Genomic DNA, 26,461 nt, shown 5'->3' with positions numbered 1-26,461 from the left:
GTGTGTAATCCAGCGCTTCTTTTTTAATTGTTCCGGATAAATACCTTACTTTACGGCAAGATTGTTGGCGCGGTAATTTTTAAAATTTTGCCTTTTAACGAAGCTTACCCGGTTACCGTTTTAGTTCTTTTCTTGTTTAACAATTTTTAAAATTAGCGAGGCTTAGGATTTTAAAAGTTTAACTGCCCCGCAATGCTTGTTCAGGTGGTTGAATAGAAAACACAACCTGGCTGCTTATTTCATAGCGTATTTGTCAGCCGTTATAGATTTAATTAGCTTCGCCGAAATCTATTTAACTGAAGTTGTATACCAATAGCCTGGTTCTCAAAAATATATCAGGTGCGTAACAAACATCCAAGCACAAACAACTAATTGCCAGGATAACCTAAATTGCCTTTATCCCGTTCGGTGTTACCGAAACCCTTAGCCGATTGACTGTAAAATTTAAATTTTTAAAATTTAGGTCTGGTTAAGATTTAACGATTATTTATTGACCCTTTTCTGAAAGATACATTGGAGCATACAAATAAAGATACTTTAAAAATCGGCGTTCTTACTTTTCACCGGTGCATTAATTACGGAAGTTACTGGCAGGCGCGCTGTTTAACCGAAGGCTTGCAGGGCCGCGGCCACCAGGTAGAAATTCTGGATCACGACTCGGACCGGGTAAACCAGGCCGAATGGACTTGCGCTTTTCAGCCGGTATTACCTACGCACGTACCTAAATCGGATTACCCGCTGTACCGCGAGAAAATTTTAAAATTTTTTAAAATTTTTAAAACCATGCCTTTGTCGCGGCGCTTTCAACTGGAGAATCCGGCCGAAATGGATAACTACGATGTGGTGGTAGTGGGCAGCGACGAAGTATGGAATTTATCGCACCCGTGGTTTGGCGGCTGTTCCATCTTTTATGGCGACAACGTGCGGGCCAAGCGACTGATTTCGTACGCGGCTAGTTTTGGTAATTACGATGCAACCTGGGGCATGGACCCCAACTGGGCCGAAAAGCTGCGCAACTTCGATCAGATTTCGGTGCGCGACGCTAACTCGCAAGAAATTGTAAAAAATGCTTTAGGATTTGAGCCCGAAATGGTACTGGACCCTTGCTTGCAGTTCCCGGTAACGCCCGATGATCGCAGCTTAAGTCGATTGCCAAAAGCGTATATTGCCGTTTACGGCCATAATTTTTCCGAATCGTTTGCCCGCGAAATTCAAGCTTACGCCAAGAGCAAAAACTTGCCACTCATCAGCATTGGGTACCGCAATGACTGGGCCGACGAACAATGGCTTACCGCCGATCCGCATGATTTCGCGCATTTTATGGCGAAAGCCGAAGCCGTAGCCACTAACTTTTTTCACGGTTGTGTTTTTGCTTTGCGCAATGCCAGGCCGTTTGTGTGCGAAACCACGCCTTACCGGCGCTATAAACTACAAGGTTTAATGGCTAAAATTGGCGGCGAAAAGCATTTAATTCTGGAAGGTACGCCATCAGAGGTGATCGAAGCCCGCTTAAGCGAGCCTTTAAACCCCGAAATTACCGCAAGAATAAACTTATTGCGGCAATCATCTAACGCGTACCTGGACCGGGCGCTGAGCACGAAACAATTACAACCCGCATGAGCGCTTTAGTAAGTCCGCAGGAAATTGTGTGTTCGGGTTTGTGCATTGGGTGCGGCAGTTGCGTGGCCCAAGCCAATTTACCCGACGTACAGATGAACTTTGATGATTACGGCCAGTTAAAACCTACGGGTAATAATGCCTGGTTTAATCAGCGTTCGGTTAACTTTACCCAAACCTGCCCGTTTTCGCCGGAAGCCAAAAACGAAGATTATTTAGCCGATAAGTTATACCCGGCCGCCCAACGGCAACACCCTAGTATTGGTCGGTTTGAGAATGCGTACGTAGGGCACGTGGGCGAGGAAGATTTCCGTTTGCAAGGCAGTTCGGGCGGCATGGTTACCTGGGTAGCCACCGAGTTAATGCGCCAGGGTTTGATTGATGGCGTAGCGCACGTCATTGCCACCGAAGATCCGCAAACCAATGGCCGTTATTTCCGTTACCGCATTGCCCGCACCGAAGAAGAGGTCAGGGCCGGCGCTAAGTCGCGGTATTACCCTATTGAGTTATCCGAAATTTTAAAAACTATTCGCGAAGTTCCGGGCCGGTACGCCGTAGTGGGCATTCCGTGTTTTATTAAAGCCGTGCAGTTACTACGCCGCGAAGATCCCGTTATACGGGAGCGCATTAAGTTTACTTTGGGCCTGTTTTGCGGCCACATGAAAAGCGCCCGCTTCGTGGAAAGCTTTGCCTGGCAGATGAACGTACCCGTAAATCAGATTGAAAAGGTAGAGTATCGCCTGAAAGACCATAACCACCCGGCTAATTGGTACAACGCCCAACTGACCTTGCGCAATGGCCAAAAAGTAAACCGCCTCTGGTGGCATTTAGCCGATGGCGACTGGGGCGCCGGTTTTTACATGAATTCCGCGTGTAATTACTGCGACGACGTAGTAGCCGAAACCGCCGATATTTCTTTCGGCGATGCCTGGGTAGAACCGTATTCTTCGGATGGTAGAGGCACCAACGTGGTAGTGGTACGCTCTCCGGTAATAGAACAACTGGTTGCTAACGCTATTCAGGAAAATAGATTAGAATTAAAACAAGTGGATGCCGAATTTGTGCACCAAACGCAAGCCGCCGGTTTCCGGCAGCGTCGTGAAGGTTTAGCTTACCGATTAACCTGGCAGAAAAAAGGCGTGAAACCGCGTAAACGCGTTGCCCCGGATGCCAAAACGCCTACCCGGCATCGCAAGCTTATCTACCGGACACGCTATTACATTTCGGCGTGGAGTAACCGGGTATTTAAATTTGCCCGCCATCTCCAGAAACCACCAATTTATTACCGCTGGGCGCGCGTAGTCGCCGCCGTTTACCACGGACTGGCCTACCACCAAGGAAAAGTTAAAGAAATGTTCAAACGCTACAGCGAACTAAAAGGATAAAAAAAGCGGAGATCACAAGTCTCCGCTTTTTATTTGTTGTAAGCCAATTTTTTAAATTTTTACATTTTGTTATGGCTAGAAAGTGGCTATTAAATATTCCTGTCAACAAATAGATTTTTAAATAATCTTAAAATTCTAATTCGCCAGTCAGGAGACTGGCATTTGTCTATAAGTCACGCTACGCTAAGACTTGCGCCAGGGATTTAGCTAGGAATTTAAATTTAGCTAGGAATTTAATAAGTAAAAAAACACATGAACAATCAAGAAAGACGGTAACTAAGCGCAACTGATACCAGTTTGGCTGTTGAGGGCCTTCTAAGGTTCCGGTTCTGCGGAGCAGAATTCCGCAGCGAAGCGAGGAAAGGAAGCTTAGACCGCCCGAAAGAGCCAAACGAGGCCCGCCGGCCACGAGGCAAAACTTGTAGCCAGCAAGCTAGATAGCACCACAGCATGGAGACGGGAACCGGCTCCAAAGAAGAAAAAAGAATAAGTAATAACTTAATCTTTATCTCTACTAAGCTTACTTAACTCCTCCGCAACACGGCTAATAACTTTATCCCAATTACCGGATTGAGTCTGCCGAAACAAATGCATGGTCGGATACCACGGACTATCATCCCGATCATCCATCCACCGCCAGTCCGCTTCAGTACGCAATAAAGTCCAAACCGGTATACCCATAGCGCCGGCCAAATGCGCCGGCATGGAATCCACGGTAATTAGTAAATCCAAGTCTTTTACTACCCGGGCATAATCATACAAACTAAAGTTACCCGGAAATTCCCCAAATTTACCGTTCCAACCAGCTTCAGGGGCATTAGCTTGTAGCATGTAAAATTGAAGGGATGGTAACTCGGCCAACGGTGTTAATGAAGAAAACGGAATAGAACGGCTTTCGTCCCAATCTCCCGCTTTCCATACTAAGCCTACTTTTAATCTGCTATTATCAGACGTAAGAACCAAAGGCTCTGCGTGCAAATAAGGCACCTGCGCTGGTAGGGTAGCCAGGGTAGTGCGGAAGTAATGCGGCAATTCCATGATTTCGATATCGGCATCATAATCTACTTCGGGCGTACCATCGTGCAGCGGCAAAAGCTGGTCAATGCCAGATACGGTTTTTAAAAGCGGGATGAGCGGAGCTTGCGCCCAAACAATCACTTTAGCAGCAATTTCTTTCAGCAAAGGCATGTACCGGATAAACTGGACGGTATCGCCCAAGCCGTGGTAACAACGCACCAGTACGCGCTTGCCGACTAAAGAGCTGCCATCCCAGATGTATTGGAAATGCCGGGGCAAGTGCCAGCAAGGCTGACCTGCCCGGGCTTTCAAATCCGCATCACTTTTTTTCCAGGCTTCTTCAAACTTTCCCCGACGCATATGTTGCATCCACACGTCCGGTTCAGCCTCCTGAATTTGTTCGCTCATGAATTGGTTATTTGTTACTCGTAATCAGTTATCCGATTAAGAAAATTTTTAAAAATTAAGCGTAACGGCGCATCATGGTTACGCAGAAATCAGCGAACTCTTCAATATTTTGGGGCGGACTGGTATGGTGCGGCTGAATTCCTTTGGACTCCGGGGTAAAGCAGAACGTAACGGTTAAATCAAATTCTTCCAGTTTTTTCATCACGTGGTCGAACCACACTTCGGCGTTGGGGCGCAGCCAATCGGCCCAGCTTAAGCCGGTACGCAGGTGCTTTACCCCTAACTTCCGCAGCCAATCTATAGCCTGGTCTAAACGGTGATCTTCGAAATGGAACCACTGGCAAATACCGAATTCCGGGGTATAGTCGGAGAAATGTTTTAAGGCTAATTTAGGCGTGCCGTCTTCGCGCAGCAAACCCATATGAAAATGACGGTAATATGAAGAACCCTCGGCTTCGCGGTGGCGGGTAGTTGCTTCCCAGGCTTGCGGTAAATCGTATAAGCTGTACCAGTGCGCCCGCGGTACGCGTCCCATTAATAATTCAGCCGTCCGTTTTAGCCCAAATTCCTGTACTTCTTCGGCACCAAAACTGGAAATACCTACTTCCGTTACCCACACCGGTAAATTGGTTACGGCTTCAATTTCGGCTATTTTATTGGGCCACTCGTGTATCGACCATAAATTCCAGTCCAGCGGGAAACCGTGCACTGCTATGGCGTTTAAATCATCAAGAGCACCGTAGCTTTGCATGCGATTTATAAAACTAGGATCAATGGGAGAAATACCGCCGAGAACGCGCAAGATGCCCGGGTTTTCGGCTTTAACGGCTTGAGCGGCTAATTTTACCATTTGGCCGTAAATCCGCCATTCCGGATCTATTTGAGGGTCCCAGTGCGATTTGTTGTTAGGTTCGTTCCAGAATTTTACTGCTTCAATCATATTTTAAATAAGGTCTGTTTTAATCACCGGAATAGCTGTACGCGGGAAGAGTCGGGCAGTTCGGTGCGCGGGCAAATATAATTTACTTTTTCAGGATTACCGGAATTTAAAAATTGGGCTGCGAGGCCACAGATTAACAAATAAAATTGTCTGGAACCTGGATTTAGATTATAAAGATAGAAGCTGTTTTTCTTCTTTCGGTTATCGGTTAATGAGTTAACTATTTGTAAAACAGAATTAAAATAATGATAAAAGGCAGGCCACCTTCTTCAGTCACAGAAAACCGAGTTAGGCTTACTTCAACTGCTTCTCTGCACCAATTAGCTGAGCAAAGGGTAAGCGCATTAATTATGGTTTACCCGCTTTTTCTCTCGGTTTTGAAAAAGGCGAATCTGTAAATTTTAAAAATTTAAAAAATGGCCAGCGAAAAGAAATTTGCGGAAAGCAGCTCGGTTGTTATTTAAAGCTACATTTTAAAGTTAAATGCAAAAGTTTAACATTTAATATCCGGAGACTTGTGACTTAATACTTATTTACCGGCAGCAGCTTTTTCACAGACCAGAATAATAGGCTTTTGGTGCATATCCGTCGTAGCAAATAAGTATTGGTCGCCGCCTTCCTGCAAACCTAGCTTTTTGCGGATAGCTGCTACGGGTTCCGGGAAATTACGCGCCGTGATGTTGGCTTTTTTAGAGGGTAAATAAGGGAGAATATCTTTTTTCTGGTATTTACAAATGGCGCGGCAGCTAAAAGCCCGGCCCGGAAAATCTGTCACTAAAGTTTCGGAGGTATATAAATGGCTGTTGCGGTGCAGTTTATTTACGCGGTATTGCTGGGCTACGCTTTTAAAGCCACCTGCTTTTAGAATAGCCGTGTTGGGTTCGTAAATAAAAGCTTGAGGTTCGGAATAAGTAATTGCTGCCGCTTCCTCTTCTGATTTTTTAAATTTAAAAGCAATTTCTGCTTGGGTGGCGCGTAAGTTTACCGCTACGTATTCCGGCTCCGCGGGCACATCTGCTTGTAAGAGGTACAGCACTTCCTTGCATTCATTATCTACGGCCACTACCGTAATGGTACTTACCTGGCCCAACTGCTGGCGAGCTTGTTCAATATCCAGCATGGGAGAGGTTTTTAGTAAAATTTGGTCGGCCTTCCGGAAAAGCAAGGGAAGTAACTGCAATACATCCGGTTCGCAATCCGTAAGAAAATGGAGCTTCTGGTTAGCGTTACCCCGGCGGGCCGGGTCCAGGTAAATGCAATCGGCCTTGCTATTAAAATTTTTTAAAAAATCGGCCGCTGAACCAGCCTGAAATTGAATGTTGGTAGCGCCTAGTACAGTAGCATTATACGCGGCAATAGCAGTCAGTTCCGCATTCTGTTCCACGTAATGTACTTGCTCAAAATGTTGGGCAAAGTAAAAGCTATCAATCCCAAATCCGCCGGTTAAATCAATTAATAAGTTTCCGCTTACCAGCCCGGCTTTATATTGCGCCGTTAATTCCGAAGAGCTTTGTTCTAACGACAAGAAAGGCGGGTAGATAATCTGTAAGTTTTGATACCAGAGCGGCAGCTTGCTTTTAACTTTTTGCCGGGCTTGTATGTAGTGCACCAGGCGAGGCACGTCTAAACCTTTGTACCGGTGTTGTTGCAAGAGCAATTTAGCTGGATCGGCTTGGGCGTGTTCCTGCACAAAATCCTGTTCGGTGCTCGAAAGAGGTTGTAAATCCGGCATTTATCCGTTCGAAAAATTAAAATTTTTAAAAAATCGTGTCATCAAAGCAACATAAGAGGCCTGATGTAGTTGTTAATAGGCATCAGTAATTTACAGCTTAGATATAGTATTACTGGTGCCAGCGGGCCAACAGGGATTATCTGTTGCTAAGCCGAACTCTTTATTCTTTAATTTGTTGTAAACTAAACGTATTGTGAAAGCAACAGGTAATGAGCCACTTCTGTATAAAGCCTTTAGCACTACCGAGTTTTGCAGTTCATAAACCTATTCTGTAACTTTGCCATTCAAAACTATATAAAAATGATCGAAACCGCCCTTAACTACAAAGTTAAAGATATCTCACTCGCCGAGTGGGGTCGGAAAGAAATTAGATTAGCCGAAGCCGAAATGCCGGGCTTAATGGCTATCCGCGAAGAGTTTGGTCCTTCCAAGCCTTTGCAAGGTGCCCGTATTGCCGGTTGCTTGCACATGACTATACAAACTGCGGTTTTAATTGAAACCCTGGTGGAATTAGGTGCCGAAGTAACCTGGTCTTCCTGCAATATATTCTCTACTCAGGATCATGCAGCGGCAGCTATTGCGGCTGCCGGTATTCCGGTATTTGCCTGGAAAGGCATGAACGAAGAAGAATTTAACTGGTGCATCGAACAAACCTTGTTCTTTGGCGAGGATCGCAAACCTTTAAACATGATTCTGGACGATGGTGGCGATTTAACCAACATGGTGCTGGATCAATATCCGGAATTAGCCGCTGGTGTTCGGGGAATCTCAGAAGAAACTACCACCGGGGTGCATCGCTTATACGAGCGCGTGAAAAATGGCACATTACCGTTGCCTGCTATTAATATTAACGACTCCGTTACAAAATCCAAATTCGATAACAAATACGGCTGTAAAGAATCTTTAGTAGACGCTATTCGCCGGGCAACCGACGTAATGATGGCTGGTAAAGTGGCCGTGGTTGCTGGTTACGGTGACGTAGGAAAAGGTTCGGCGGCTTCGTTGCGGGGCGCTGGTGCCCGCGTAATTGTTACCGAAATTGACCCGATTTGTGCTTTACAAGCGGCTATGGATGGTTTTGCCGTGAAGAAAATGGCGGATGCCGTTAAGGAAGCAGATATTGTGGTAACCGCTACCGGTAACTGCGATATTATCCGGGAAGAACATTTCCGCGCTTTAAAAGATAAAGCCATTGTGTGTAACATCGGTCACTTCGACGATGAAATTGACATGGCTTGGTTAAACAAAAACTACGGCCACACCAAAGATACCATTAAGCCACAGGTAGATTTATACAACATCGAAGGCAAAGACCTGATTGTGTTGGCCGAAGGCCGTTTGGTAAACTTAGGTTGTGCTACTGGTCACCCTTCTTTTGTAATGTCTAACTCTTTCTCTAACCAGGTGTTAGCGCAAATAGAACTGTGGACCAATGCTGCCAGCTACGAAAACCAGGTGTATACCTTACCGAAGCACCTCGACGAAAAAGTAGCCCGTTTGCATTTAGCTAAAATTGGCGTGGAACTGGAAGAATTAACCGATCATCAATCTGCTTACATCGGGGTAGAAAAACAAGGCCCGTATAAACCCGAGTATTACCGTTACTAAATCACGGATTTTCGCGGATTATTTTTAGTACGCGGATTATCTTTTGAGTATATATTTTAAAAGAGCCGGATTTTCATTCGGCTCTTTTTATTTTGTTTTAAGAGGTATGTGCTTCTGAGTAATGATGTTGTATTTATGCAGAGTTTTTACCAAAACAGCGTTGCTATTTGAGCTTTCGTGCCCTTGAGAAAGTGCAGTGCCTTCGTTTGTGTCTCCACAAACGATATTGTATTACAGCGAAAGTTCTTTAATAAAAGCTGTTGCGGTAAAAATTTAAAAATTCAACATCCTATTCCGGAAAATCCGATATTCGCGCAGAATTTAACTGCGTCCTAAATTTAAGATTGATGTTCGTAAAATTGTCGGTGGTAATTATTACGTTTAACGAGGAACGCAACATTGGGCGCTGCCTGGAAAGCGTAAAAAATCTAGCCGACGATATGGTAGTGGTAGATTCGTACTCTACAGATAACACCGCCCAAATTTGCGCCCAATATGGCGCCCGGTTTGTTTCGCGGGCTTTTACCGGTTACGTCGATCAAAAAAACTTTGCCAATAGCCAGGCCGCCTACCCGCATATTCTTTCCCTGGATGCCGACGAAGTTGTTACTCCGGAACTCGAAAAATCCATACTGGCCATAAAAGCGAACTGGCAATTAGCCGGTTATTACCTGGTGCGCTTAACCAATTACTGCGGTTCCTGGATTCGGCACGGTGGCTGGTACCCCGATAAAAAATTGCGTTTGTATAACCGCGAGCAAGGCCAATGGCAAGGTTTGTTATTGCACGAAGTTTACCAGGTGCAACCCAACCAAACTACCGGTTTGCTGAAAGGCGATTTGCATCATTATTCTTTCCATAGCCTGGAAGATCACCTGAAACAAATTAATCATTTTACCACCATTGCCTGTCAGGAATTAAAGCTGAAAAACAAACGTCCGGGTTTATGGCCCATGCTGGTAAAGCCGCCGTTTAAGTTTTTTCAGATGTATTTTTTAAAATTTGGCTGGCGCGATGGCTTTGCCGGATTTTGCGTGGCGGTATTGTCGGGGTACGCGGTTTTTGTAAAGTACGCGAAACTATACTGGGCTAACCGATGAAGAACTTGAACGCTCCCGTTAAAACCATTCTGATCAGCCGGATTGATGCGATTGGGGATGTGGTGCTCACGCTGCCCATGGCGGGCTGGATAAAGCAAAACGTACCCGACGCGCGCGTGCTGTTTTTGGGGCGTACGTACACGGCGCCCGTAGTAGCTTGCTGTAAATACGTAGATCAGTTTTTAAATTGGGATGATATAAAAGATTTGCCAGTAGCCGAACAAGTCCGGTTTTTTAAAAATCAGCAAATCAGTAGCATTATCCATGTCTTCCCGAATAAGCAGATTGCGCAAGTAACTCGCCAAGCAAGTATAAAACAACGCATTGGTACGCGCAATCGGTGGTTTCATTGGTTTACGGTCAATGCTTTAGTAAACCTCAGTCGCCGCCACTCGCCTTACCACGAAAGCCAGTTAAACTTTGCTCTACTCCGGCCTTTGGGTTTAAAAACTATCCCTACTTTACCGGAGGTAACCGCTTACCTGGATTTTTCCAGAATAACTCCGCTGTCGGATAAATGGCAAGAATTTTTAAAAAATGATCAGCCCTGTATTATTCTGCACCCAAAATCAAAAGGCAGTGCCCGGGAGTGGGACTTAGCGCATTTTTCTCAATTGGCTCGCCAACTACATGGCTTAGGCTGGCAGGTTTTTATTTCGGGCTCAACGGCAGAGGGAGAGTTGTTGCAGGATTGGCTCCGCGAAAATCAGAATTTTATTACAAATGTAACTGGTAAATTTTCATTATCCGAGTTTATTAGTTTTATGAAAGCTTGTACCGGTTTAGTAGGAGCCAGTACTGGCCCTTTGCATTTAGCAGCTAGTGTGGGCATTCATGCGTTGGGCTTGTATCCGCCCATTAAGCCCATGCATCCGGGGCGCTGGGCACCAATAGGCCCAAGGGCCGAATACCTGGTAGTACCCAAAGATTGCAGCGATTGCCGGAAAACGCCCGGTAGTTGTGTATGCATTCAGCAGATTACTGTAGCGGAGGTAGTTAGCCAAGTGCAGCAATGGCGCCCAGAATAATAAAATTAACCGCCGTAAAGCGACTTTCGTTTATCCCGCGTTCCTGATTAACTTCGTGCCTGCTTATGCTATTTTTCGATACCTATTCTTTTTACTTTAACGGCAACACCCGGCATGCGTACTGCGGTTACTAAACCCTGGACTTTGTTTGAACCGCAAGATTCCCGAACCCAGCGGCTGTATTTTGGGTTATGCGCCTTGTTTCTGATTGGGCTGTTCTTTTCCCGTGCCCTGATTACGGCCGTGCCTGTTGCTTTGCTTATTTTGGCGCTTACCGCCAACGATTTTAGCCAAAAATTTAAAATTTTAATTAAAAACTGGTCGGCTTTAGGTTTAGCGGCAATTTATGGTTTGTTGCTGGTGAGTATTATTTACACCCAAGATGCCCATAACTGGGGCAAGCAAGTGTACCGGTATGCGGGGTTGTTTTTATTTCCGGTAGCCGGTGGGTTGTTACCACCCTTGCGCGCGAAACAAATTTACATTCTGCTTTACTTTTATTTGCTGCTCACTACCATTATCACCATTGGCACCATGGGGCAGTATTTCAGCAACATTCAAGCCTATAACGAACTGATTACCCACAGCCAGAATCCGCCTACCATAAACCGCATTTTTCATATTCATTTTGGCGTGATGATGACCTTATCCATTTTCTTTGCGGTTTATATCTATCGGGCACCGTGGGTATTCTGGCAAAAAAAAGAAAAATACCTGGCTTTACTTTGTGCCCTGATTTTGGTAACATCCATGCATATTCTGGCTTACCGCACTGGTTTACTGGCTTTGTACGTTACTTTAATTTTTAAAATTTTTTGGTTTATAAAAACCAAAAAAAAGTATTTGCTGGGAGTTGGTTTATTGGCAATATTATTTACGGTGCCGGTGGTAGCTTATTTTTCTTTGGAGTCGGTGCGGTTTCGCGTAGAAAATACCCGGACCGATATTTCGCGCTACGTGCAGCATCAGGATATTAATTATTACTCCATTGCGCAACGTTTAGCCGCCTGGGAAACAGCTTTTGCAGTAATTAAAAAAAATGCCCTGGTGGGTGTAGGCCTTGCCGATGTTAAAATGGAAATGCGGAACCAGTATGCGGTGCAGGATTTTAATTTAAAAAAAGAAAATCAAGTAATGATTCATAACCAGTATTTGCACATACTGATGGGATCGGGTATTATTGGGCTGATTTTATTTTTAGGCGTACTGCTGTATCCGTTTTATAAATTACAGGGCCTGCAGGATTGGTGTTTAAGCGCTTTTTTGCTAACCTGCGGCACCGCTATGCTGGTAGATTCTTTTTTTGAACTGCAGCGGGGCTTAAATTTATTTGCCTTTTTTTATCTGCTGCTTATCGTGCAAAAAGAACAACGCGTATTAACCCAAAACCGGTTTGGGGTAAATGAAAAAGGCGCACCAGTAACTATAAAATAAGTTTAAATATCTCGGAAAAGCACTTAGTTATATCTTATTGCTGCTATTTTCGTACGTGCTACGTACGAGACCGTAACTAAATCCGAAAATAGAGGTAACAGATAATTATTTTAAAATTCCTGTTTCTGTATGGCTGGTATTGGCGTACGGACTAAACGGTAACCTGCCTGTTATCGTAGTTTTACGTATAAGGTAGGTTTTATAGGTTTTTAACATTCAAATTAAGTTAAATGAGCGAGCAAGGAAGCAATCAGCTAAGTAAACAAGAAAAAGATACCCGGTTCGAGGCAGAATTGCTGCCTATTATCGACCCGCTGTATAACTTTGCTTTTAGACTTACCTTAGACGAAGACGATGCGAACGACCTGGTTCAGGAGACCTATCTGAAGGCGTACCGGTTCTTTGATTACTTCGAACCCGGAACTAACGCTAAAGCCTGGCTGTTCCGGATACTAAAGAATTCGTTTATTAATGATTTCAGGAAGAAAAGTAAGCAGCCGGCTAAAGTTGATTACAGCGAAGTAGAAGGGTATTATAATTCGGAAGGTTTAGATGGCGACGGCGAGATTGCCACTACCTCGGATATGCGCTCGCAGAGCGTGCAGGAATTAATCGGCGACGAAGTAGCTAGTGCGCTTAATTCGTTACCCGTCGATTTCCGGACGGTAATTATCCTCTGCGACCTGGAAGGGTTTACGTACGAAGAAATGGCCAAAATTCTGGACATACCTATTGGTACGGTTCGCTCCCGTTTACACCGAGCCCGGAACTTTTTAAAGGAAAAACTAGAAAAATATGCCCGTTCGATGGGCTATAACGGAGAGAATGACGAAGAGTAATTAAAAAAAATAAAAAAATATATAAAGCTGTAAATTTTTATTTGGATTTTTTGTTACCAAGGAAATAGCCAGGTAAATTATACAACTAACCCGAGTAAAATCGCAACCACCAACGCCCATGAATACAAGCCTTACCATGCAACATGCCCTAACCGAAGAAGGTCCTAAAACTGACTGCGAGAAAGTAGTAGAGTTATTAGACGTAATTATTGACGGCGAAGCCACTGCCGAAGATCGTCATTATTTTTTTAAGCACCTCGAAACTTGCCAGGACTGTTTTAAAGCCCACGATAAGCACCAGCAACTTAAATTTTTCTTAAAAGATCATATTAAGCGCAAAATGGTGCCCGCCAATTTAATGGGCTCTATCAGAACAGTTATTCATGAAACCGTTTAATCCGGAATGCAAGGTAAGATTATTATATTTTCGGCGCCTTCGGGGGCAGGTAAAACCACTATTGTAAAGCATTTACTCCAAGTTAATCCCCATTTGGGTTTTTCTATTTCGGCCTGCACCCGCGATAAACGGGGCCGCAACGAAACGCACGGTAAAGATTATTACTTTATTACTCCCGAAGATTTTCGTCGAAAAATTGAAAACGACGAATTTGTAGAGTGGGAAGAAGTATACGAAGGCGCTTTTTACGGCACTTTAAAATCAGAGATTGAACGCATCTGGAGCACCGGCAAGCATGCTATTCTGGATGTAGACGTAAAAGGCGGGTTGCACATTAAAGAATTTTACCAGGATCGGGCGCTGGCCGTTTTTGTAAAACCTCCTTCCATCGAAGCCTTGGCCCAACGGCTCGAAGCCCGGGCTACCGATTCGGCTTCCAGTATTTCCAGCCGCGTATTTAAAGCTAAATTTGAGTTGAGTTTCGAAGATAAATTCGATAAAGTAATTGTAAACGACAACCTGGAAGATGCGTTCCGGAAAGCGGAAAAATTAGTGAACGAATTTCTGGGAGTGGAAGAACGTGTGGTATGAAAGTAGGCCTGCTTTTCGGGTCTTTTAATCCCATTCACACCGGTCATTTAATTTTAGCTAATTACATGGCCAACAACACCGATTTAAGTGCCGTTTGGCTGGTAGTTTCGCCGCAAAATCCGTTTAAAGCCAGCGCCTCGCTGTTGCACGAGTTCGACCGGCTGCATATGGTAAACTTGGCTATTGATAAAAATACCCGGTTGGGCGTATCGGATATTGAGTTTAAAATGCCAAAGCCGAGTTATACCATAGATTCGCTTACCTACCTGCAGGATAAATATCCGTCTTATGAGTTTGTGTTGATCATGGGCGAAGATAATTTGCCCTCTTTCCCGAAATGGAAAAACTACGAGCAAATTTTAAATTTTTTTGAAGTTTACGTGTATCCCCGTTCCGGTACGCCGCCATCCGCTTTAAAAGAGCACCCCAAAGTAAAAATGGTACCTGCTCCCCTGCTGGATATCTCGGCCACCTTTATCCGCGACTGCGTACACCAAGGCAAATCCATCACCTACATGGTACCCGAAGAGGTAGAAAACTATATTAAACTTAAAAAATTCTGGTTGTAATAACCCCTGAATTGTTGTAAATAAGTAGCAGGATAAAACCTGCTTTTTTTATGCCCTTTATCTAAGATGCAGTGTTGTATTTTTAAATTTATTTAATTACGTATATTAATATCGGTTTGTACTTAAATACAACTTTTTGATTAATAGTATTTTAATTTTTATATGCCATGCAACAAACAGCCTAGACCAGATGCAGTATACAATTACCAGCTAACTATGCAACAGATAGTATTAGCCAGGTGCAAAATACGACGCTAAACTGTTTGAGCGTTCAGCGAGTTTTTAGCGTCTTGATTTTTTTGGTTCTTTTTGTATCAAGACAAAAAGAACAGAACCTCAGCTATAAAACAGCTTCACTCAGAAATAAAGCGACTGCAGCAGCTATGCGAACGAGAGCTTTTACTTCTCTGAGTTGCAAGTCACGGAAGTAACTTCCGCGCCATAGTAGGGTGTTATTTTTTTAATTTTACCAATTTTGTTGCTCCTGCATTAAACTTTATTAACTCCCAGGCATCCAAGAAACTCACGTTCCGTTTCTGATGCTATGAAAATATGGTTTACATTTTGGCTGTTGGCATTAACGCTTCCGGTGCTGGGGCAGTCTTTTCTAATAGAAGGTACCGTAACCGATAATCGGGATAATTCGGCTTTGCCGGGTGCTACCGTGTTGCTCCTCCGTTTACCCGATTCCACGCAGTCGGCGGTTATAACGAATGCTACCGGCCGGTTTGCTTTTCAGCAAACGCCGGGCAGGTATTTGCTCCGGGTGTCGTTTCTGAGTTACCAAACCGCCGAACGTTCTATTAATCTAACGAATACTCCGATAAATTTAGGTACTATTGCCTTAACGGCCGACACTCGGCAATTAAAGGAAGTGCAGGTAATTGGCAAAACGCCTACGGCAGTACAAAAAGGCGATACCACCGAGTTAAATGCCAGAGCCTTTAAAACCAACCCCGATGCCAATGCCACCGATTTAATTCAGAAAATGCCCGGCATTAACGTACAGGATGGCCAGGTAAAAGCCCAGGGCGAAAACGTGCAACGCGTGTTGGTAGATGGCAAAGAGTTTTTTGGCGACGATGTAAATGCCACTTTAAATAATTTGCCCGCCGAAGTAATTGATAAAATTCAGATTCTGGAAGAACAAAGCGAGCAAGCTCGGGTGTCGGGGTTTGATGACGGTACTCGGGTGAAAACCCTAAACATTGTAACGCGCGCCGATAGACGAACTGGTCAGTTTGGGCGGGTGTACGCCGGAGCCGGTACCGATGCCCGCTATCAGGTAGGCGGCAGTTTAAATTTTTTTAAACCCGGTCAGCGCTTAACTATTCTGGGGCAATCTAATTCCATCAATCAGCAAAACTTTTCCGGCGAAGATTTAATTGGCGTTTCCAGCGGCGGTGGAGGAGGTGGCCGGGGTGGAAGAGGCGGTGGTGGACCGGGCGGTGGTGGTTTTAGCGGTGGCAACGACTTTGCCTTGCCGCAGCTAAACGGCATTACCAAAACCCATTCGGCAGGCTTAAACTACTCGGGCCAGATTGGTAAAAAATTAGAAATTACTGGCAGTTATTTTGGCAATTATACCGATAACGATGCTTATGAGAAATCTTTTTTGCAGTATGTCGTTAACCAGCGCTTGCCTTACAACTCAGAAAGTGAGGTAAATAACTCTTCCAATCAAAACTACAACCACCGGTTAAACTTTAGGTTGGAATACAAAATAGACTCGGCCAACACTATTTTTATGCGCCCTCGCTTCAGTTTGCAAGGCCGCGATGCTTTGGCGGGTATTAACCGCCTCCGGAGTATGGATACCTCGCAGGTTACCGAAACTGTGGGGCAAAGTAAGTCAAACTCCCTGGGTTTAAATTTTACGAACGAATTTACTTTTCAGCACCGGTTTGCCAAACGGGGCCGCACGCTTTCAATTGGCTTAGGAACTACCCTGAATAACCGCGATGTGGATTCTTATAACCAATCCGAAACAGAACAATTTAACCCCGATGAATATATATCCATTAACCAGCGCAACGACCAAGAGGTAAAAGGTTGGAGCTTGACGCCCTCGCTTTCGTACTCTGAGCCTTTAAGTAAATTCAGTCAGTTGCAGTTTAACTACTCCGGTACCATTCAACGCAACGAATCGGATAGAAGGGCTTATAACTTTATTGACGAGGAAGAAGGCTATACCGGCTTTGATCCGCGCTTTTCCAACACCTTCTTAAATTTTAATCCACAGCACCGGGTGGGAGTAGGCTACCGTTTCCGGACGCAGGATAACAAGCTAAATTTAAATTTTAATACTTCGTACCAATACTCGGAGCTAAATAACAAGCGGGAGTTTCCTACTGTTAATTCTTTTTCTAGGGGTTTTCATAATGTGGTGCCGAATGCCCGGTTGCAGTATAACATAAATAAGCAGAAAAACTTTAGGCTGTTTTACCGGGGAGCCACTAATCCGCCCACGGTAGAGCAATTGCAGGATGTAGTTACTTTAAGCAACGATTCGTTGCGGTTTACGGTAGGTAATCCCAACCTAAATCAGTTTTACCGGCATTTTGTTAATTTTCGTTATTCGGCTACTAACTTGGAAAAAGCCAGTACTTTTTTTGTTGGCGTAAATGCCTCGGTTAATCAAAACCCAATCGTAAACGAAACCATTATTGCCGATTCTACCGAAGTTATTTTTGGCGTACCGCTTATTCGGAACCAACAGATTACCAGGCCCACCAACGTAAACGGCCAGTATAGTTTTACCGGGTTTGTGAACTACGGTATTCCCGTAAAAGCCCTTAAAACCAATATAAACGTAGATGCCAATGCGGGCTACAACAAAAATCCGGGTTACTTAAACGGAATTTTAAATTTTTCTTACACGCAAACCTACGGGGTGGGCTTAACTTTAAGCAGCAACATCAGTGAGAACCTGGATTTTACTTTGGCCAGTAACGGCACCATGAATTTTACGGAAAACTCAGCAACGGTGGGTCGGAATAATAATTATTACACGCTGATTAACCGGGCGCGGGTAAACTGGATTTTCTGGAAAGGCTTGGTTTTACAATCCGACTTTTCGCAGCGGATTTACTCGGGTTTAAGCGCCAATTACAACCAGAATTACAGTTTGTGGAACGTGAGCGTGGGCAAGAAGTTTTTCCCGAAACGCAACGGCGATTTACGCTTAGTGGTGTACGATTTACTCAAACAAAACAACAGCATCCAGCGCAACATCCAGCCTACTTATATCGAAGACGTAGAAACCCGAACTTTGCAACGGTATTTTATGCTGTCGTTTACTTATACCATTCGGCAGTATAATGGCAGCAACAATTCTAACGGCAATACTCCCAACAACCCCGGTAACCGCGAACGCCGTCCCGGTGACTTTAATCCTGGTAATCGCGGTTTTGGTCCGGGTGGTCCGGGCGGTGCTCCAATAAATTAAAAAATTTAAAAAATAAATTGAAGAGTTTCCTAAAGAAGATGTGTCAAACTGAAAATAATTTATAACGGATAACAACTTGGCGAAAGCAGTATATTAAAATTTCTGTTTTTAAAAAGATATTTATTTTAATTTATATTTTGCCGATCTGCTTTTGCCAAGCTGTTGTTGCCGGTATTTTTTTCGCTCTTTTTTATATTTCTTCTGCTCTTTTTCCGTTAAGATTCTAATTGCAATTTCTGGTCCTCCATTGTAATAACTCTCAAAAGGAATTTGCTTTGAAAACTCTTGCCAAAACGTTTGCGCATTTACTATACTGAATGCACTGTCGACAAATGCCTGAACTAGCATAGCTTCTTTCAAGGAGCCTTGCGCTTTGGGCGTCCAATAGCTTTTGAACGAATAAGTGTCTTTTGTTGAATGTTCAATGATGTAAGTTATCCCGTCAAATCCTTGCTGCCATCCTTTTATTGAATCCTCAGTCGGAAGAACCAAAACATTACTTAATGTTAGTAGCTTTCTTAAAAGTCGCACAGCATCAAATGTTATAGGCTTTGATTTGATGAAAGTTCGATTGGTTGGCTCTTCATTTCTATCTACGTGTTCGTCTGTCCATGTTGTAAGTTTCCCAAAAAGGCTGCCCGTGTTGTCTTGCCAAATGTCAATAACTTGCGTATTGGTCCAGATGCGAACATGCTCAGATTCTAATGTATTGTCCAGCAGAGGGAGTGAAAGTTTATTTGCACGTTTAGTTATATATTTAAACCATAATGTCGTATCGCCATTTGGTTTGATGATATTGTAAAAGGTTTTACCTTGTCTGAAAGAGGAAAAGCAAATCAATAAAGCAGCTATGGTCTTCAGGATTTTCATAGAATTACCACAAACTTTTAAATATAGGAGTATTTCATGCCTTAATCCAATTACTACAATTAATTGGAAGCACCTGCAATTAAAATTCTATAATCACTAGCTATAGGCAATCTTTTAAAATAATTCACCCTCCCACCTGATAAAACCCAAGCCAATACCGCTTCTTTACCGTATAACGGGCAACTTGTAACGTGCAACCTGTAACGCATTTATGCATATTGCGATAGTCGGAAATATTGGCGCTGGTAAAACCACGTTGGCGCAAAAATTAGCGCAGCATTACAAATGGGCGCTCTTCGAAGAAATAGTAGATAACAATCCGTACCTGAAAGATTTTTACGACGACATGCCCCGCTGGGCTTTTCATCTGCAGGTTTACTTTCTGAATAGTCGTTTCCGGCAGGTGCAGCAAATTAAGCACTCCGAAAAAAGCGTGGTGCAAGACCGTACCGTGTACGAAGATGCTTATATTTTTGCCCGCAACCTGTACCAGTCGGGGATGATGAGCGAGCGCGACTTTGATAATTACTTTGAGCTGTACCGGTCTTTAATTAGCCTGGTATCGCCCCCGGATCTGTTAATTTACTTAAAAGCCGACTTACCGAAATTAATCGGGCAAATTGAAAAACGGAACCGCGAGTACGAAAACAACATCAGCATTCAGTATTTGCGCAGTTTAAACGAGCAATACGAAAACTGGATCAGCCACTACGATTTAGGGAAATTGCTTGTAATTGACGTGAATAAGCTGGATTTTGTAGCCAATCCTGAAGATTTAGGCTTTATTATAAACAAAGTAAATCTGGAGTTATTCGGCTTATTCCGGTAAAGCCCGGGAAATGTAAAATTTAAAAAATTTACATCCCGAAGCATGATTTAACCGTTAATCAAATTTTTTTGCGGTTAATACGCTAAAGTAGTTTCTACTTGGGCCAATTTACCGTAATAATCTGGAGTAATTTTTTACCTTTAAGAGTATACTTCCACATTTAAACCATCTGCCCGTGATAGATTTAAATTATCCTGCCAAGTTAAACGAAGAAGCGCTGAAGCAAGCGTTGTTAGCCGAAATTGCCTGGGAAGTGTGTAACCAGGTAGGCGGTATTTATACTGTAATTCAAACCAAGGTACAGTCGATGATTGATCAGTGGGGGAGTTGTTACTTTCTGATTGGGCCTTATTTTCCGAAAACCGCTGCGGCCGAGTTTGAACCGACCGATGATTACAGCAGTCCGTTTGGCCAAGCCGTTTTAAAAATGCGCAATATGGGCTACGAAGTGCATTTCGGGCATTGGCTTGTGGCGGGTAACCCACTGGTAGTGTTGCTTAACCCGTATAGCGTATACGACCGCCTCGGCGAAATTAAATACGCACTCTACGCCGATCACGACATCCCTTCGCCGGATAACGACGAATTGTTAAACCAGACCATTGCTTTTGGTCATATGGTTAAAGTGTTTCTGTCGGTACTTATTTCGCCGGGTATTACCGATCGGCCGGTGATTGCGCATTTTCACGAGTGGATGGTGGGTAGTGCTATTCCTGCTTTGCGCCGGGATCAGGCTAAATTAAAAATTGTGTTTACCACGCACGCTACTTTACTGGGCCGTTACCTGGCCATGAACGATCCGTCATTTTATGATAATTTAACGTCGGTAAACTGGCTGAAAGAAGCGCAGCATTTTAACATAGAAACAGCCGTTAGGATAGAACGTGCTGCGGCTCACGGCGCGCATATTTTTAGTACGGTGAGTCAGGTTACGGCGCGCGAGTGTATCTTTTTGCTCGATCGCATACCGGATGTGTTGTTGCCCAATGGTTTAAACATCGAGCGGTTTACGGCCATCCACGAGTTCCAAAACCTGCATGCCCAGTTTAAAGAGAAGATTCACCAGTTTGTGATGGGGCATTTTTTCCAGAGTTATCCTTTCGACCTGGATCATACTTTGTATTTTTTTACCTCGGGCCGGTACGAGTACCGCAACAAAGGTTTTGATGTTACCCTGGAGGCGCTGGCGCGCTTAAATTACCGCATGCAAGAAGCCGGCATCAAGAAAACGGTGGTTATGTTTTTTGTGACCAAGCAACCATATACCTCCATTAACGCCCACGTGCTGCAATCGCGGGCCATGATGCAGGAAATCCGGGAAACCTGCGAGACCATTGAGCGGCAAATTGGCGAAAAGCTGTTTTACTACGCGGCTTCTAACTCCGATTTTAAACTGCCCAACATGAGTGAGTTTGTGGACGATTACTGGCAATTGCGTTACCGTCGGAATTTACAATCCTGGAAAACGCATATCTTACCCAGTGTAGTAACCCATAACCTGGTGCACGACCATTCCGATGAAATTTTAAATTTTTTACGTTCGGCGCACTTAATTAACAATGCCCACGACCGGGTTAAGATTGTATACCATCCGGATTTTATTTCTGCTACCAACCCGTTGTTTGGTTTAGATTACGGGCAATTTGTGCGGGGTTGCCACTTAGGTATTTTCCCGAGCTACTATGAGCCGTGGGGATATACCCCATTGGAATGTATTGCCCGCGGCGTACCGGCTGTAACTAGTGATTTGGCTGGCTTTGGCGATTACCTGGCCAACCGGCAAGTAGACGAAGAAACCGCGCGGGGTACGTACGTAATCAAGCGCCGGAACAAGAGCTTCGACGATGCGGTAACGCAACTCACTAATTACTTATTCGACTACGTGCGGTTAACCCAACGGGAGCGTATTTCGTTGCGGAACAGCGTCGAAAATTCGTCGGTGGAGTTTGATTGGAAAAACCTGCGGAAGCATTATAACCGGGCCTACGTGTTGGCCCTGGAAAAAGAATACACCTAGGCATCGCCTAAACTATGGCGCAAGGAACCGGCTCCGGCCGGTACCTCGTTCCGGGTTTTGGGCAAGCTATCCGGGAAGTTCTGCTGAATATACGCCACTAATTTCTCCCGGATTTCGCAACGTAATTCAAAAGCATTTGGGGAGTTGGAAGCACTCACCAGAGCCCGTAATTCCAAAGTTTTTTCTTTTGATTCGGTTACGTGCAGTTTACAAACCCGCTTATCCCATAGCGGCGAAGCAGCAGCTAAACGTTCTAATTCTGCCCGAACGGCATCTACCGGAATAGTATAATCCAGGTACAAATAAACGGTTCCGAGTAGTTCCGCGTTCGAGCGTGTCCAGTTCTGGAAAGGTTTTTCGATAAAATAATTTATGGGCAGCACCAAGCGGCGTTGATCCCAGATGCGCACCACCACGTAAGTCAACGTAATTTCTTCAATGTTGCCGTATTCGCCTTCCAATAAAACCACGTCATCAATCCGGATGGGCTGGGTAAAAGCAATCTGAAAACCGGCCAGCAAATTGGCTAACGAACGTTGCGCCGCAAAACCCACGATAATCCCCACAATTCCCGCCGAAGTAAGTAAACCCGTGCCAATTTTACGCACGGTGGCAAAGCTCATCAGCACCAACGATAGGGCCACAAAAGCAATACTAATTACCACTAAGCGTTTAATAAACTGCAGTTGGGTAATTACTTTTCGTTCCCGGAAATTATCAGCTTTGGATATTTGATAACTCTTCCGGACTACTTCTTCAAACACATAAACCGCCCTGATCAGTACCCAGGCAAAAGTTATAATTAAACTGGTTTCAATAATGCGCCGCATTACCTCAAAACTGCCTCCGGTTAAGGGCATTAAGGGGGCCACAAACGAAAACACCAGCACCGGTAAAAAATAACCAAGTGGCCGCTTCACAAACCTAACGATCGATGAAATAAGAATGGCCTCCGTACGGTGGCGGCTATACAGAACCAGCGTTTTAAAAATTAAAAGATTAAAGAGTAACCCTACCACCAGGCTCCCGATAATTAAGCCGGCCGCATGTAAAACTTTCTCGAGCAAGTAAGGAATTGGTAAACCTAAATCCATCTGGCTTATCTTGATTTTGGGTTTTAACTAATATATCGTCCTACGAAATTGCTTTATTTTCGCGACAATATACCCGAATGTTTTACTTTTATGGCCAGTTAAGAACTATAAAAATAGCAGGTATTTTATTTTGGCTGTTTTAGCTAGTGTTAATGCAACCAAATCATAGAATTTTAAAAATTTTAAATTTTATAATGGATCAATTGTTATTAGAGATTTGTACCGATTCGGTAGCCTCGTGCCGCGAAGCCGAGAAAGGAGGGGCAGCCCGGGTAGAACTTTGCGCTAATTTATTTGAGGGCGGTACTACGCCTACTGCGGGTTGTATAAAAATTGCCCGTGAGCAAGTAAATATTCCTATTCACGTAATTTTACGACCCCGGGGTGGCGATTTCTGTTATTCCGATGAGGAGTTTGCCGTAATGCAGCACGATTTAGAAGTAATAAAGAGTTTAGGTGCCGACGGCGTGGTTATTGGTATTCTGCAAGCTGACGGCAGCATTGATATAGCGCGTACGGCCGCTTTAATTGAGCAGGCGCGCCCCATGAAGATTACTTTTCACCGGGCTTTTGATATGGTAGCTGATCCTTTTGGGGCCATTGAGCAGTTGATAGCGTTAGGCGTGGAACGGATTTTAACTTCGGGCCTGGAAAAGTCAGCGTTAGAAGGTTCAGAACTTATTGCGCAGTTAATTCAGCAAGCCGCTGGAAGAATTATTATTATGCCGGGTGGCGGCATCACCAACCGTAACATTGCCCGGTTAAAACGCGAAACTGGCGCCGTGGAATTTCACTTAACCGCCCGCGAGAAATTACCCAGCCCTATGACTTACCGTAACCATAATGCTTTTATGGGTGGGGAACTCCGTGTACCTGAGTATGAATTAGCTTTTACCAGCGCCCACAAAGTAGCTCAAACTCAAAAAGCCTTGCAAACGAGTTAAGTGAATTGCTGTTATCAGGTGCTTATCCAATAGCCATCAAGTTAAATCCTCACTATGGCGCGGATTTACTTCCGTGACTTTCGAATAATCAACTTAGCTTAAAAAGTTCTCGTTCGCATAGCCGCTGTACTAGTTCTGATTGCTAGTTGAAGTTGTTTCATAGTTGAGGTTCTGTTCTTTTTGTCTTGATACAAAAAGAACCAAAAAAATCAAGACGCTAAAAACTCGCTGAACGCTCGAACAGTTTAGCATCAATCCTTGCACCTGGCTTAAGCTATCTGTTGCATAGTAGATTAAGGAAAATTAAAGTTGTTCTGCCTGCTTCCAGTTTAACGCAGTGTAAAGGGAGTTATTGATAGTGGCCAGTTTTCAACTGGCAGGAAGTTGAAAACTTCCTTTTATAAATATTCACCAGCTACAAGCTGGCGGGATTTACATGAGAGATGTATTATTAGTTCTGCGGCTTACGGTTAATGAAATTTAATGGTATATAAGGATTTAGCGCTTCAGAAACTCTGTTGGGGTATTTGCTAAAATAGATGGACACAAGCTAACCTGGGTTTGGTCAATATTTTTTTACTAATTCAGCAACGAGCAACGAACAACGAATAACGAGCAACGAACATCCTGTAACTATTTAGATTTTAAAAATTAAGTAGGCAATATTTTCAGAAACCTATAAATTGCCGGCCATATTCATCATTAATCTGCCAGTTATGTTTGTACACCACGTATTTTTCTTTTTAAAACCCGAATTAAACCAAGAGCAGCAAGCAGCCTTTGAGGCGGGCGTAAAATCGCTGTTGCCCATAAAGTATGTAAAATTAGGCGATGTAGGAAAACCGGCCTCTACCGACCGCCCGGTTATTGATCGGTCTTATTCGTATTCGTTGTTGCTGGTTTTTGAAAATCTGGCCGATCACGATGCTTACCAGGTGGATCCTATTCACCTGAATTTTGTGGATACCTGCAAGCAGTACTGGGAGCGCGTGCAGATTTACGATTCGGAAACAGTATAATTTAAAAATTTAAAAGCCTTCTGTTTGTAGCAGAAGGCTTTTTCGTGCGTATGCTATTTGATTGTTGTAATTGATACAAGTGATAAAAATTTTGGATATCCAAACTGAAATTTTAAAATTTTGGCAATGGGCAGAAATGTCTCCAGAAGACTACTCTAAAAATAGAGGATACGGAGAGTGGGAAGGGTTATATCCAGGATGGAAGGAATTAGAAAAAGCAATAGATGAAGCAATATTCAAGCTAAATGAACACTTTGACTATAAAACTGCAGAAATTCTAATTCAAGCGCTTGCCATTGATAATGAAGCTGAAGGGGTTCTTGAAAAAATAGAAGGAAGATTAAAGAACTATAAGGATTTCATTGAATTGGTTATAAAATCAAATCAACCCGAAGCAAGATGGCAAATTGCGGAACTACTCGGAAGAATAAACTTAAAAAACAGAGATGAAATTTTAAGTAATTTAATAATTGAGGATGAAGACAATTATGTTAAAAGGAGAGCCTTGCTCAGTTTAAATTTAATAAATCCTTTAAGAGCCATTCAGCTAGCAGTAAAATTTGTTGATAATGAAGATGACTATTTAAAAATGGTTGCTACTAAAATTATTTCTGGTGAAACAAATTACTAATTACAACGCCATGTATAAGTAAAGTTTCGCCTAACTTACTTCATGTACTTAATCATTACTACACTCCAACCTGTGTTATAATTCGATAAAATGATTTACACCTTACGCATTGATTGCCCCGACCGGAAAGGGTTGATTTATGACATTACCCGCGTGGTTTTTAAGCATAATTTAAATATTATCAGCAACGATGAGTTTGTAGATAATACCTTAAATCATTTTTACATGCGCGCCGAAGTAGAGGGCGAAATACAGGTAGAACAAGTAACTGCCGAACTGTACATGGTTTTACCCGCCGGCGTAATCATACAACTGCTGCCGCAGCAAAAGAAAAATATTGTTATACTGGTTACCAAAGAACATCATTGTCTCGGCGATTTATTATTGCGCTACGAGTTTAACGATTTGCAGGCGAACATTCTGGCGGTAATCGGGAATTACGACGTATTAGAGCCCTTGGTAACCCGTTTCGGTATACCGTTCCATTATGTAACTCACGAAGGCAAAACCCGCGAAGCCCACGACGCCGAAATGATGCAGATTGTGCAAAGCTACCAGCCCGATTATATTGTGTTGGCTAAATACATGCGGGTATTAAATCCGGCTTTTGTCAGCCGGTTTCCCCGACAGATCATTAACATTCATCATTCATTTTTACCAGCCTTTATTGGGGCTAATCCTTATAAGCAAGCCTACGAGCGCGGGGTAAAGATTATTGGCGCCACGGCGCACTTTGTGAGCAACGAACTGGATGAGGGACCCATTATAGCGCAAAACGTAATTCAGGTAAACCATTCGCACAGCGCCCGCGACATGGCGCAGTCGGGCAGGGATGTCGAGAAGATTGTTTTGGCGCAAGCTTTAAAACTGGTTTTTGCCGATAAGGTGTTCGTAAGCGGCAACAAAACAATTATTTTTTAAAAAATATATTTTCCAGGAGTTTA

22 protein-coding genes are annotated in these 26,461 nt (G+C 43.7%); 17 read left to right on the top strand and 5 right to left on the bottom strand.

What is annotated here, in order from left to right; all coding sequences use genetic code 11:
* Positions 1 to 513 precede the first annotated feature (513 nt).
* Positions 514 to 1,620: a polysaccharide pyruvyl transferase family protein gene (locus HUW51_RS03595; protein WP_185272628.1), complete on the top strand. Its 1,107-nt coding sequence runs from the start codon at positions 514 to 516 to the stop codon at positions 1,618 to 1,620.
* Complete coding sequence (locus HUW51_RS03590; RefSeq protein WP_228466927.1) at positions 1,617 to 3,002, top strand: Coenzyme F420 hydrogenase/dehydrogenase, beta subunit C-terminal domain; 1,386 nt, start codon at positions 1,617 to 1,619, stop codon at positions 3,000 to 3,002. The genes HUW51_RS03595 and HUW51_RS03590 overlap by 4 nt, the downstream gene beginning before the upstream one ends.
* 498 nt (positions 3,003 to 3,500) lie before the next feature.
* On the opposite strand, the gene HUW51_RS03585 is transcribed toward HUW51_RS03590, so the two are convergent.
* The 3 genes from HUW51_RS03585 to HUW51_RS03575 all read right to left on the bottom strand — a co-directional run bounded on the left by HUW51_RS03585 (position 3,501) and on the right by HUW51_RS03575 (position 7,099).
* Complete coding sequence (locus tag HUW51_RS03585; protein WP_185272627.1) at positions 3,501 to 4,427, bottom strand: glycosyltransferase family protein; 927 nt, start codon at positions 4,425 to 4,427, stop codon at positions 3,501 to 3,503.
* 55 nt (positions 4,428 to 4,482) lie between these two features.
* Positions 4,483 to 5,367 carry a glycoside hydrolase 5 family protein gene (locus HUW51_RS03580; RefSeq protein WP_185272626.1) on the bottom strand — a complete coding sequence of 295 codons (885 nt, stop codon included), beginning with the start codon at positions 5,365 to 5,367 and terminating at the stop codon, positions 4,483 to 4,485.
* A gap of 529 nt (positions 5,368 to 5,896) precedes the next feature.
* Positions 5,897 to 7,099: a THUMP-like domain-containing protein gene (locus HUW51_RS03575; RefSeq protein WP_185272625.1), complete on the bottom strand. Its 1,203-nt coding sequence runs from the start codon at positions 7,097 to 7,099 to the stop codon at positions 5,897 to 5,899.
* 300 nt (positions 7,100 to 7,399) lie between these two features.
* On the opposite strand from HUW51_RS03575, the gene ahcY reads away from it, so the two are divergent.
* The 9 genes from ahcY to HUW51_RS03530 all read left to right on the top strand — a co-directional run bounded on the left by ahcY (position 7,400) and on the right by HUW51_RS03530 (position 18,113).
* Positions 7,400 to 8,707: an adenosylhomocysteinase gene (gene ahcY / locus HUW51_RS03570; protein ID WP_185272624.1), complete on the top strand. Its 1,308-nt coding sequence runs from the start codon at positions 7,400 to 7,402 to the stop codon at positions 8,705 to 8,707.
* Positions 8,708 to 9,054: 347 nt separating this feature from the next.
* A complete protein-coding gene (locus tag HUW51_RS03565; RefSeq protein WP_185272623.1) occupies positions 9,055 to 9,807 on the top strand; it encodes a glycosyltransferase family 2 protein in 753 nt (250 codons plus the stop codon).
* Positions 9,804 to 10,835, top strand: a complete 1,032-nt coding sequence (locus HUW51_RS03560; RefSeq protein ID WP_185272622.1) for a glycosyltransferase family 9 protein — start codon at positions 9,804 to 9,806, stop codon at positions 10,833 to 10,835. Before HUW51_RS03565 ends, HUW51_RS03560 begins: the two co-directional genes overlap by 4 nt.
* A 114-nt stretch (positions 10,836 to 10,949) precedes the next feature.
* Complete coding sequence (locus HUW51_RS03555; protein ID WP_185272621.1) at positions 10,950 to 12,269, top strand: O-antigen ligase family protein; 1,320 nt, start codon at positions 10,950 to 10,952, stop codon at positions 12,267 to 12,269.
* 230 nt (positions 12,270 to 12,499) lie between these two features.
* The gene (locus HUW51_RS03550) at positions 12,500 to 13,108 is read left to right on the top strand and encodes a sigma-70 family RNA polymerase sigma factor (RefSeq protein ID WP_185272620.1); all 609 of its coding nucleotides are present in this window, start codon (positions 12,500 to 12,502) and stop codon (positions 13,106 to 13,108) included.
* Positions 13,109 to 13,226: 118 nt separating this feature from the next.
* Positions 13,227 to 13,505 (top strand): zf-HC2 domain-containing protein, encoded by a 279-nt coding sequence (locus HUW51_RS03545; RefSeq protein WP_185272619.1) that lies wholly within the window; start codon positions 13,227 to 13,229, stop codon positions 13,503 to 13,505.
* Between the two features lie 6 nt (positions 13,506 to 13,511).
* On the top strand, positions 13,512 to 14,096 hold the full coding sequence (gene gmk, locus HUW51_RS03540) for a guanylate kinase (protein ID WP_185272618.1): 585 nt from the start codon (positions 13,512 to 13,514) through the stop codon (positions 14,094 to 14,096).
* On the top strand, positions 14,093 to 14,665 hold the full coding sequence (gene nadD, locus HUW51_RS03535) for a nicotinate (nicotinamide) nucleotide adenylyltransferase (RefSeq protein WP_185272617.1): 573 nt from the start codon (positions 14,093 to 14,095) through the stop codon (positions 14,663 to 14,665). Before gmk ends, nadD begins: the two co-directional genes overlap by 4 nt.
* Before the next feature lie 571 nt (positions 14,666 to 15,236).
* A complete protein-coding gene (locus HUW51_RS03530) occupies positions 15,237 to 18,113 on the top strand; it encodes a TonB-dependent receptor (protein ID WP_185272616.1) in 2,877 nt (958 codons plus the stop codon).
* A gap of 120 nt (positions 18,114 to 18,233) precedes the next feature.
* Here HUW51_RS03530 and HUW51_RS03525 read toward each other — a convergent pair whose 3' ends face one another.
* On the bottom strand, positions 18,234 to 18,983 hold the full coding sequence (locus tag HUW51_RS03525) for a hypothetical protein (protein ID WP_185272615.1): 750 nt from the start codon (positions 18,981 to 18,983) through the stop codon (positions 18,234 to 18,236).
* A 211-nt stretch (positions 18,984 to 19,194) separates the two neighbouring features.
* Here HUW51_RS03525 and HUW51_RS03520 point away from each other — a divergent pair, with 211 nt between their 5' ends.
* Together HUW51_RS03520 and HUW51_RS03515 are read left to right on the top strand one after the other, a co-directional pair.
* Complete coding sequence (locus tag HUW51_RS03520) at positions 19,195 to 19,812, top strand: deoxynucleoside kinase (protein WP_185272614.1); 618 nt, start codon at positions 19,195 to 19,197, stop codon at positions 19,810 to 19,812.
* Positions 19,813 to 19,987: 175 nt separating this feature from the next.
* On the top strand, positions 19,988 to 21,829 hold the full coding sequence (locus HUW51_RS03515; protein WP_228466926.1) for a glycosyltransferase: 1,842 nt from the start codon (positions 19,988 to 19,990) through the stop codon (positions 21,827 to 21,829).
* Here the strand turns inward: HUW51_RS03515 and HUW51_RS03510 are convergent.
* A complete protein-coding gene (locus HUW51_RS03510) occupies positions 21,826 to 22,923 on the bottom strand; it encodes a mechanosensitive ion channel family protein (protein ID WP_185272613.1) in 1,098 nt (365 codons plus the stop codon). The two genes, HUW51_RS03515 and HUW51_RS03510, sit on opposite strands and share 4 nt — an antisense overlap.
* A 194-nt stretch (positions 22,924 to 23,117) precedes the next feature.
* On the opposite strand from HUW51_RS03510, the gene HUW51_RS03505 reads away from it, so the two are divergent.
* From HUW51_RS03505 to purU, 4 genes are all read left to right on the top strand, one after another.
* On the top strand, positions 23,118 to 23,867 hold the full coding sequence (locus HUW51_RS03505; protein WP_185272612.1) for a copper homeostasis protein CutC: 750 nt from the start codon (positions 23,118 to 23,120) through the stop codon (positions 23,865 to 23,867).
* 716 nt (positions 23,868 to 24,583) lie between these two features.
* Positions 24,584 to 24,886, top strand: a complete 303-nt coding sequence (locus HUW51_RS03500) for a Dabb family protein (RefSeq protein ID WP_185272611.1) — start codon at positions 24,584 to 24,586, stop codon at positions 24,884 to 24,886.
* 79 nt (positions 24,887 to 24,965) lie between these two features.
* Entirely contained in the window at positions 24,966 to 25,517 is a 552-nt protein-coding gene (locus HUW51_RS03495; protein WP_394353952.1) for a HEAT repeat domain-containing protein, read from the top strand.
* A 90-nt stretch (positions 25,518 to 25,607) separates the two neighbouring features.
* Positions 25,608 to 26,438: a formyltetrahydrofolate deformylase gene (purU, locus tag HUW51_RS03490; RefSeq protein ID WP_185272609.1), complete on the top strand. Its 831-nt coding sequence runs from the start codon at positions 25,608 to 25,610 to the stop codon at positions 26,436 to 26,438.
* Positions 26,439 to 26,461: the final 23 nt, after the last annotated feature.

The organism is Adhaeribacter swui, assembly GCF_014217805.1.
Lineage (GTDB): Bacteria > Bacteroidota > Bacteroidia > Cytophagales > Hymenobacteraceae > Adhaeribacter > Adhaeribacter swui.
The sequence above is the reverse complement of the archived record's forward strand: the minus strand, read 5'-3'. Positions and strand labels throughout refer to the sequence as shown.

What these genes read in the sequence shown, in the direction of transcription:
- HUW51_RS03590 (WP_228466927.1), top strand. Translation starts at nt 1,617, where the DNA reads ATGAGCGCTTTAGTAAGTCCGCAGGAAATTGTGTGTTCGGGTTTGTGC.
- HUW51_RS03585 (WP_185272627.1), bottom strand. Translation starts at nt 4,427, where the DNA reads ATGAGCGAACAAATTCAGGAGGCTGAACCGGACGTGTGGATGCAACAT.
- HUW51_RS03580 (WP_185272626.1), bottom strand. Translation starts at nt 5,367, where the DNA reads ATGATTGAAGCAGTAAAATTCTGGAACGAACCTAACAACAAATCGCAC.
- HUW51_RS03575 (WP_185272625.1), bottom strand. Translation starts at nt 7,099, where the DNA reads ATGCCGGATTTACAACCTCTTTCGAGCACCGAACAGGATTTTGTGCAG.
- ahcY (WP_185272624.1), top strand. Translation starts at nt 7,400, where the DNA reads ATGATCGAAACCGCCCTTAACTACAAAGTTAAAGATATCTCACTCGCC.
- HUW51_RS03565 (WP_185272623.1), top strand. Translation starts at nt 9,055, where the DNA reads ATGTTCGTAAAATTGTCGGTGGTAATTATTACGTTTAACGAGGAACGC.
- HUW51_RS03560 (WP_185272622.1), top strand. Translation starts at nt 9,804, where the DNA reads ATGAAGAACTTGAACGCTCCCGTTAAAACCATTCTGATCAGCCGGATT.
- HUW51_RS03555 (WP_185272621.1), top strand. Translation starts at nt 10,950, where the DNA reads ATGCGTACTGCGGTTACTAAACCCTGGACTTTGTTTGAACCGCAAGAT.
- HUW51_RS03550 (WP_185272620.1), top strand. Translation starts at nt 12,500, where the DNA reads ATGAGCGAGCAAGGAAGCAATCAGCTAAGTAAACAAGAAAAAGATACC.
- HUW51_RS03545 (WP_185272619.1), top strand. Translation starts at nt 13,227, where the DNA reads ATGAATACAAGCCTTACCATGCAACATGCCCTAACCGAAGAAGGTCCT.
- gmk (WP_185272618.1), top strand. Translation starts at nt 13,512, where the DNA reads ATGCAAGGTAAGATTATTATATTTTCGGCGCCTTCGGGGGCAGGTAAA.
- nadD (WP_185272617.1), top strand. Translation starts at nt 14,093, where the DNA reads ATGAAAGTAGGCCTGCTTTTCGGGTCTTTTAATCCCATTCACACCGGT.
- HUW51_RS03525 (WP_185272615.1), bottom strand. Translation starts at nt 18,983, where the DNA reads ATGAAAATCCTGAAGACCATAGCTGCTTTATTGATTTGCTTTTCCTCT.
- HUW51_RS03520 (WP_185272614.1), top strand. Translation starts at nt 19,195, where the DNA reads ATGCATATTGCGATAGTCGGAAATATTGGCGCTGGTAAAACCACGTTG.
- HUW51_RS03510 (WP_185272613.1), bottom strand. Translation starts at nt 22,923, where the DNA reads ATGGATTTAGGTTTACCAATTCCTTACTTGCTCGAGAAAGTTTTACAT.
- HUW51_RS03505 (WP_185272612.1), top strand. Translation starts at nt 23,118, where the DNA reads ATGGATCAATTGTTATTAGAGATTTGTACCGATTCGGTAGCCTCGTGC.
- HUW51_RS03500 (WP_185272611.1), top strand. Translation starts at nt 24,584, where the DNA reads ATGTTTGTACACCACGTATTTTTCTTTTTAAAACCCGAATTAAACCAA.
- purU (WP_185272609.1), top strand. Translation starts at nt 25,608, where the DNA reads ATGATTTACACCTTACGCATTGATTGCCCCGACCGGAAAGGGTTGATT.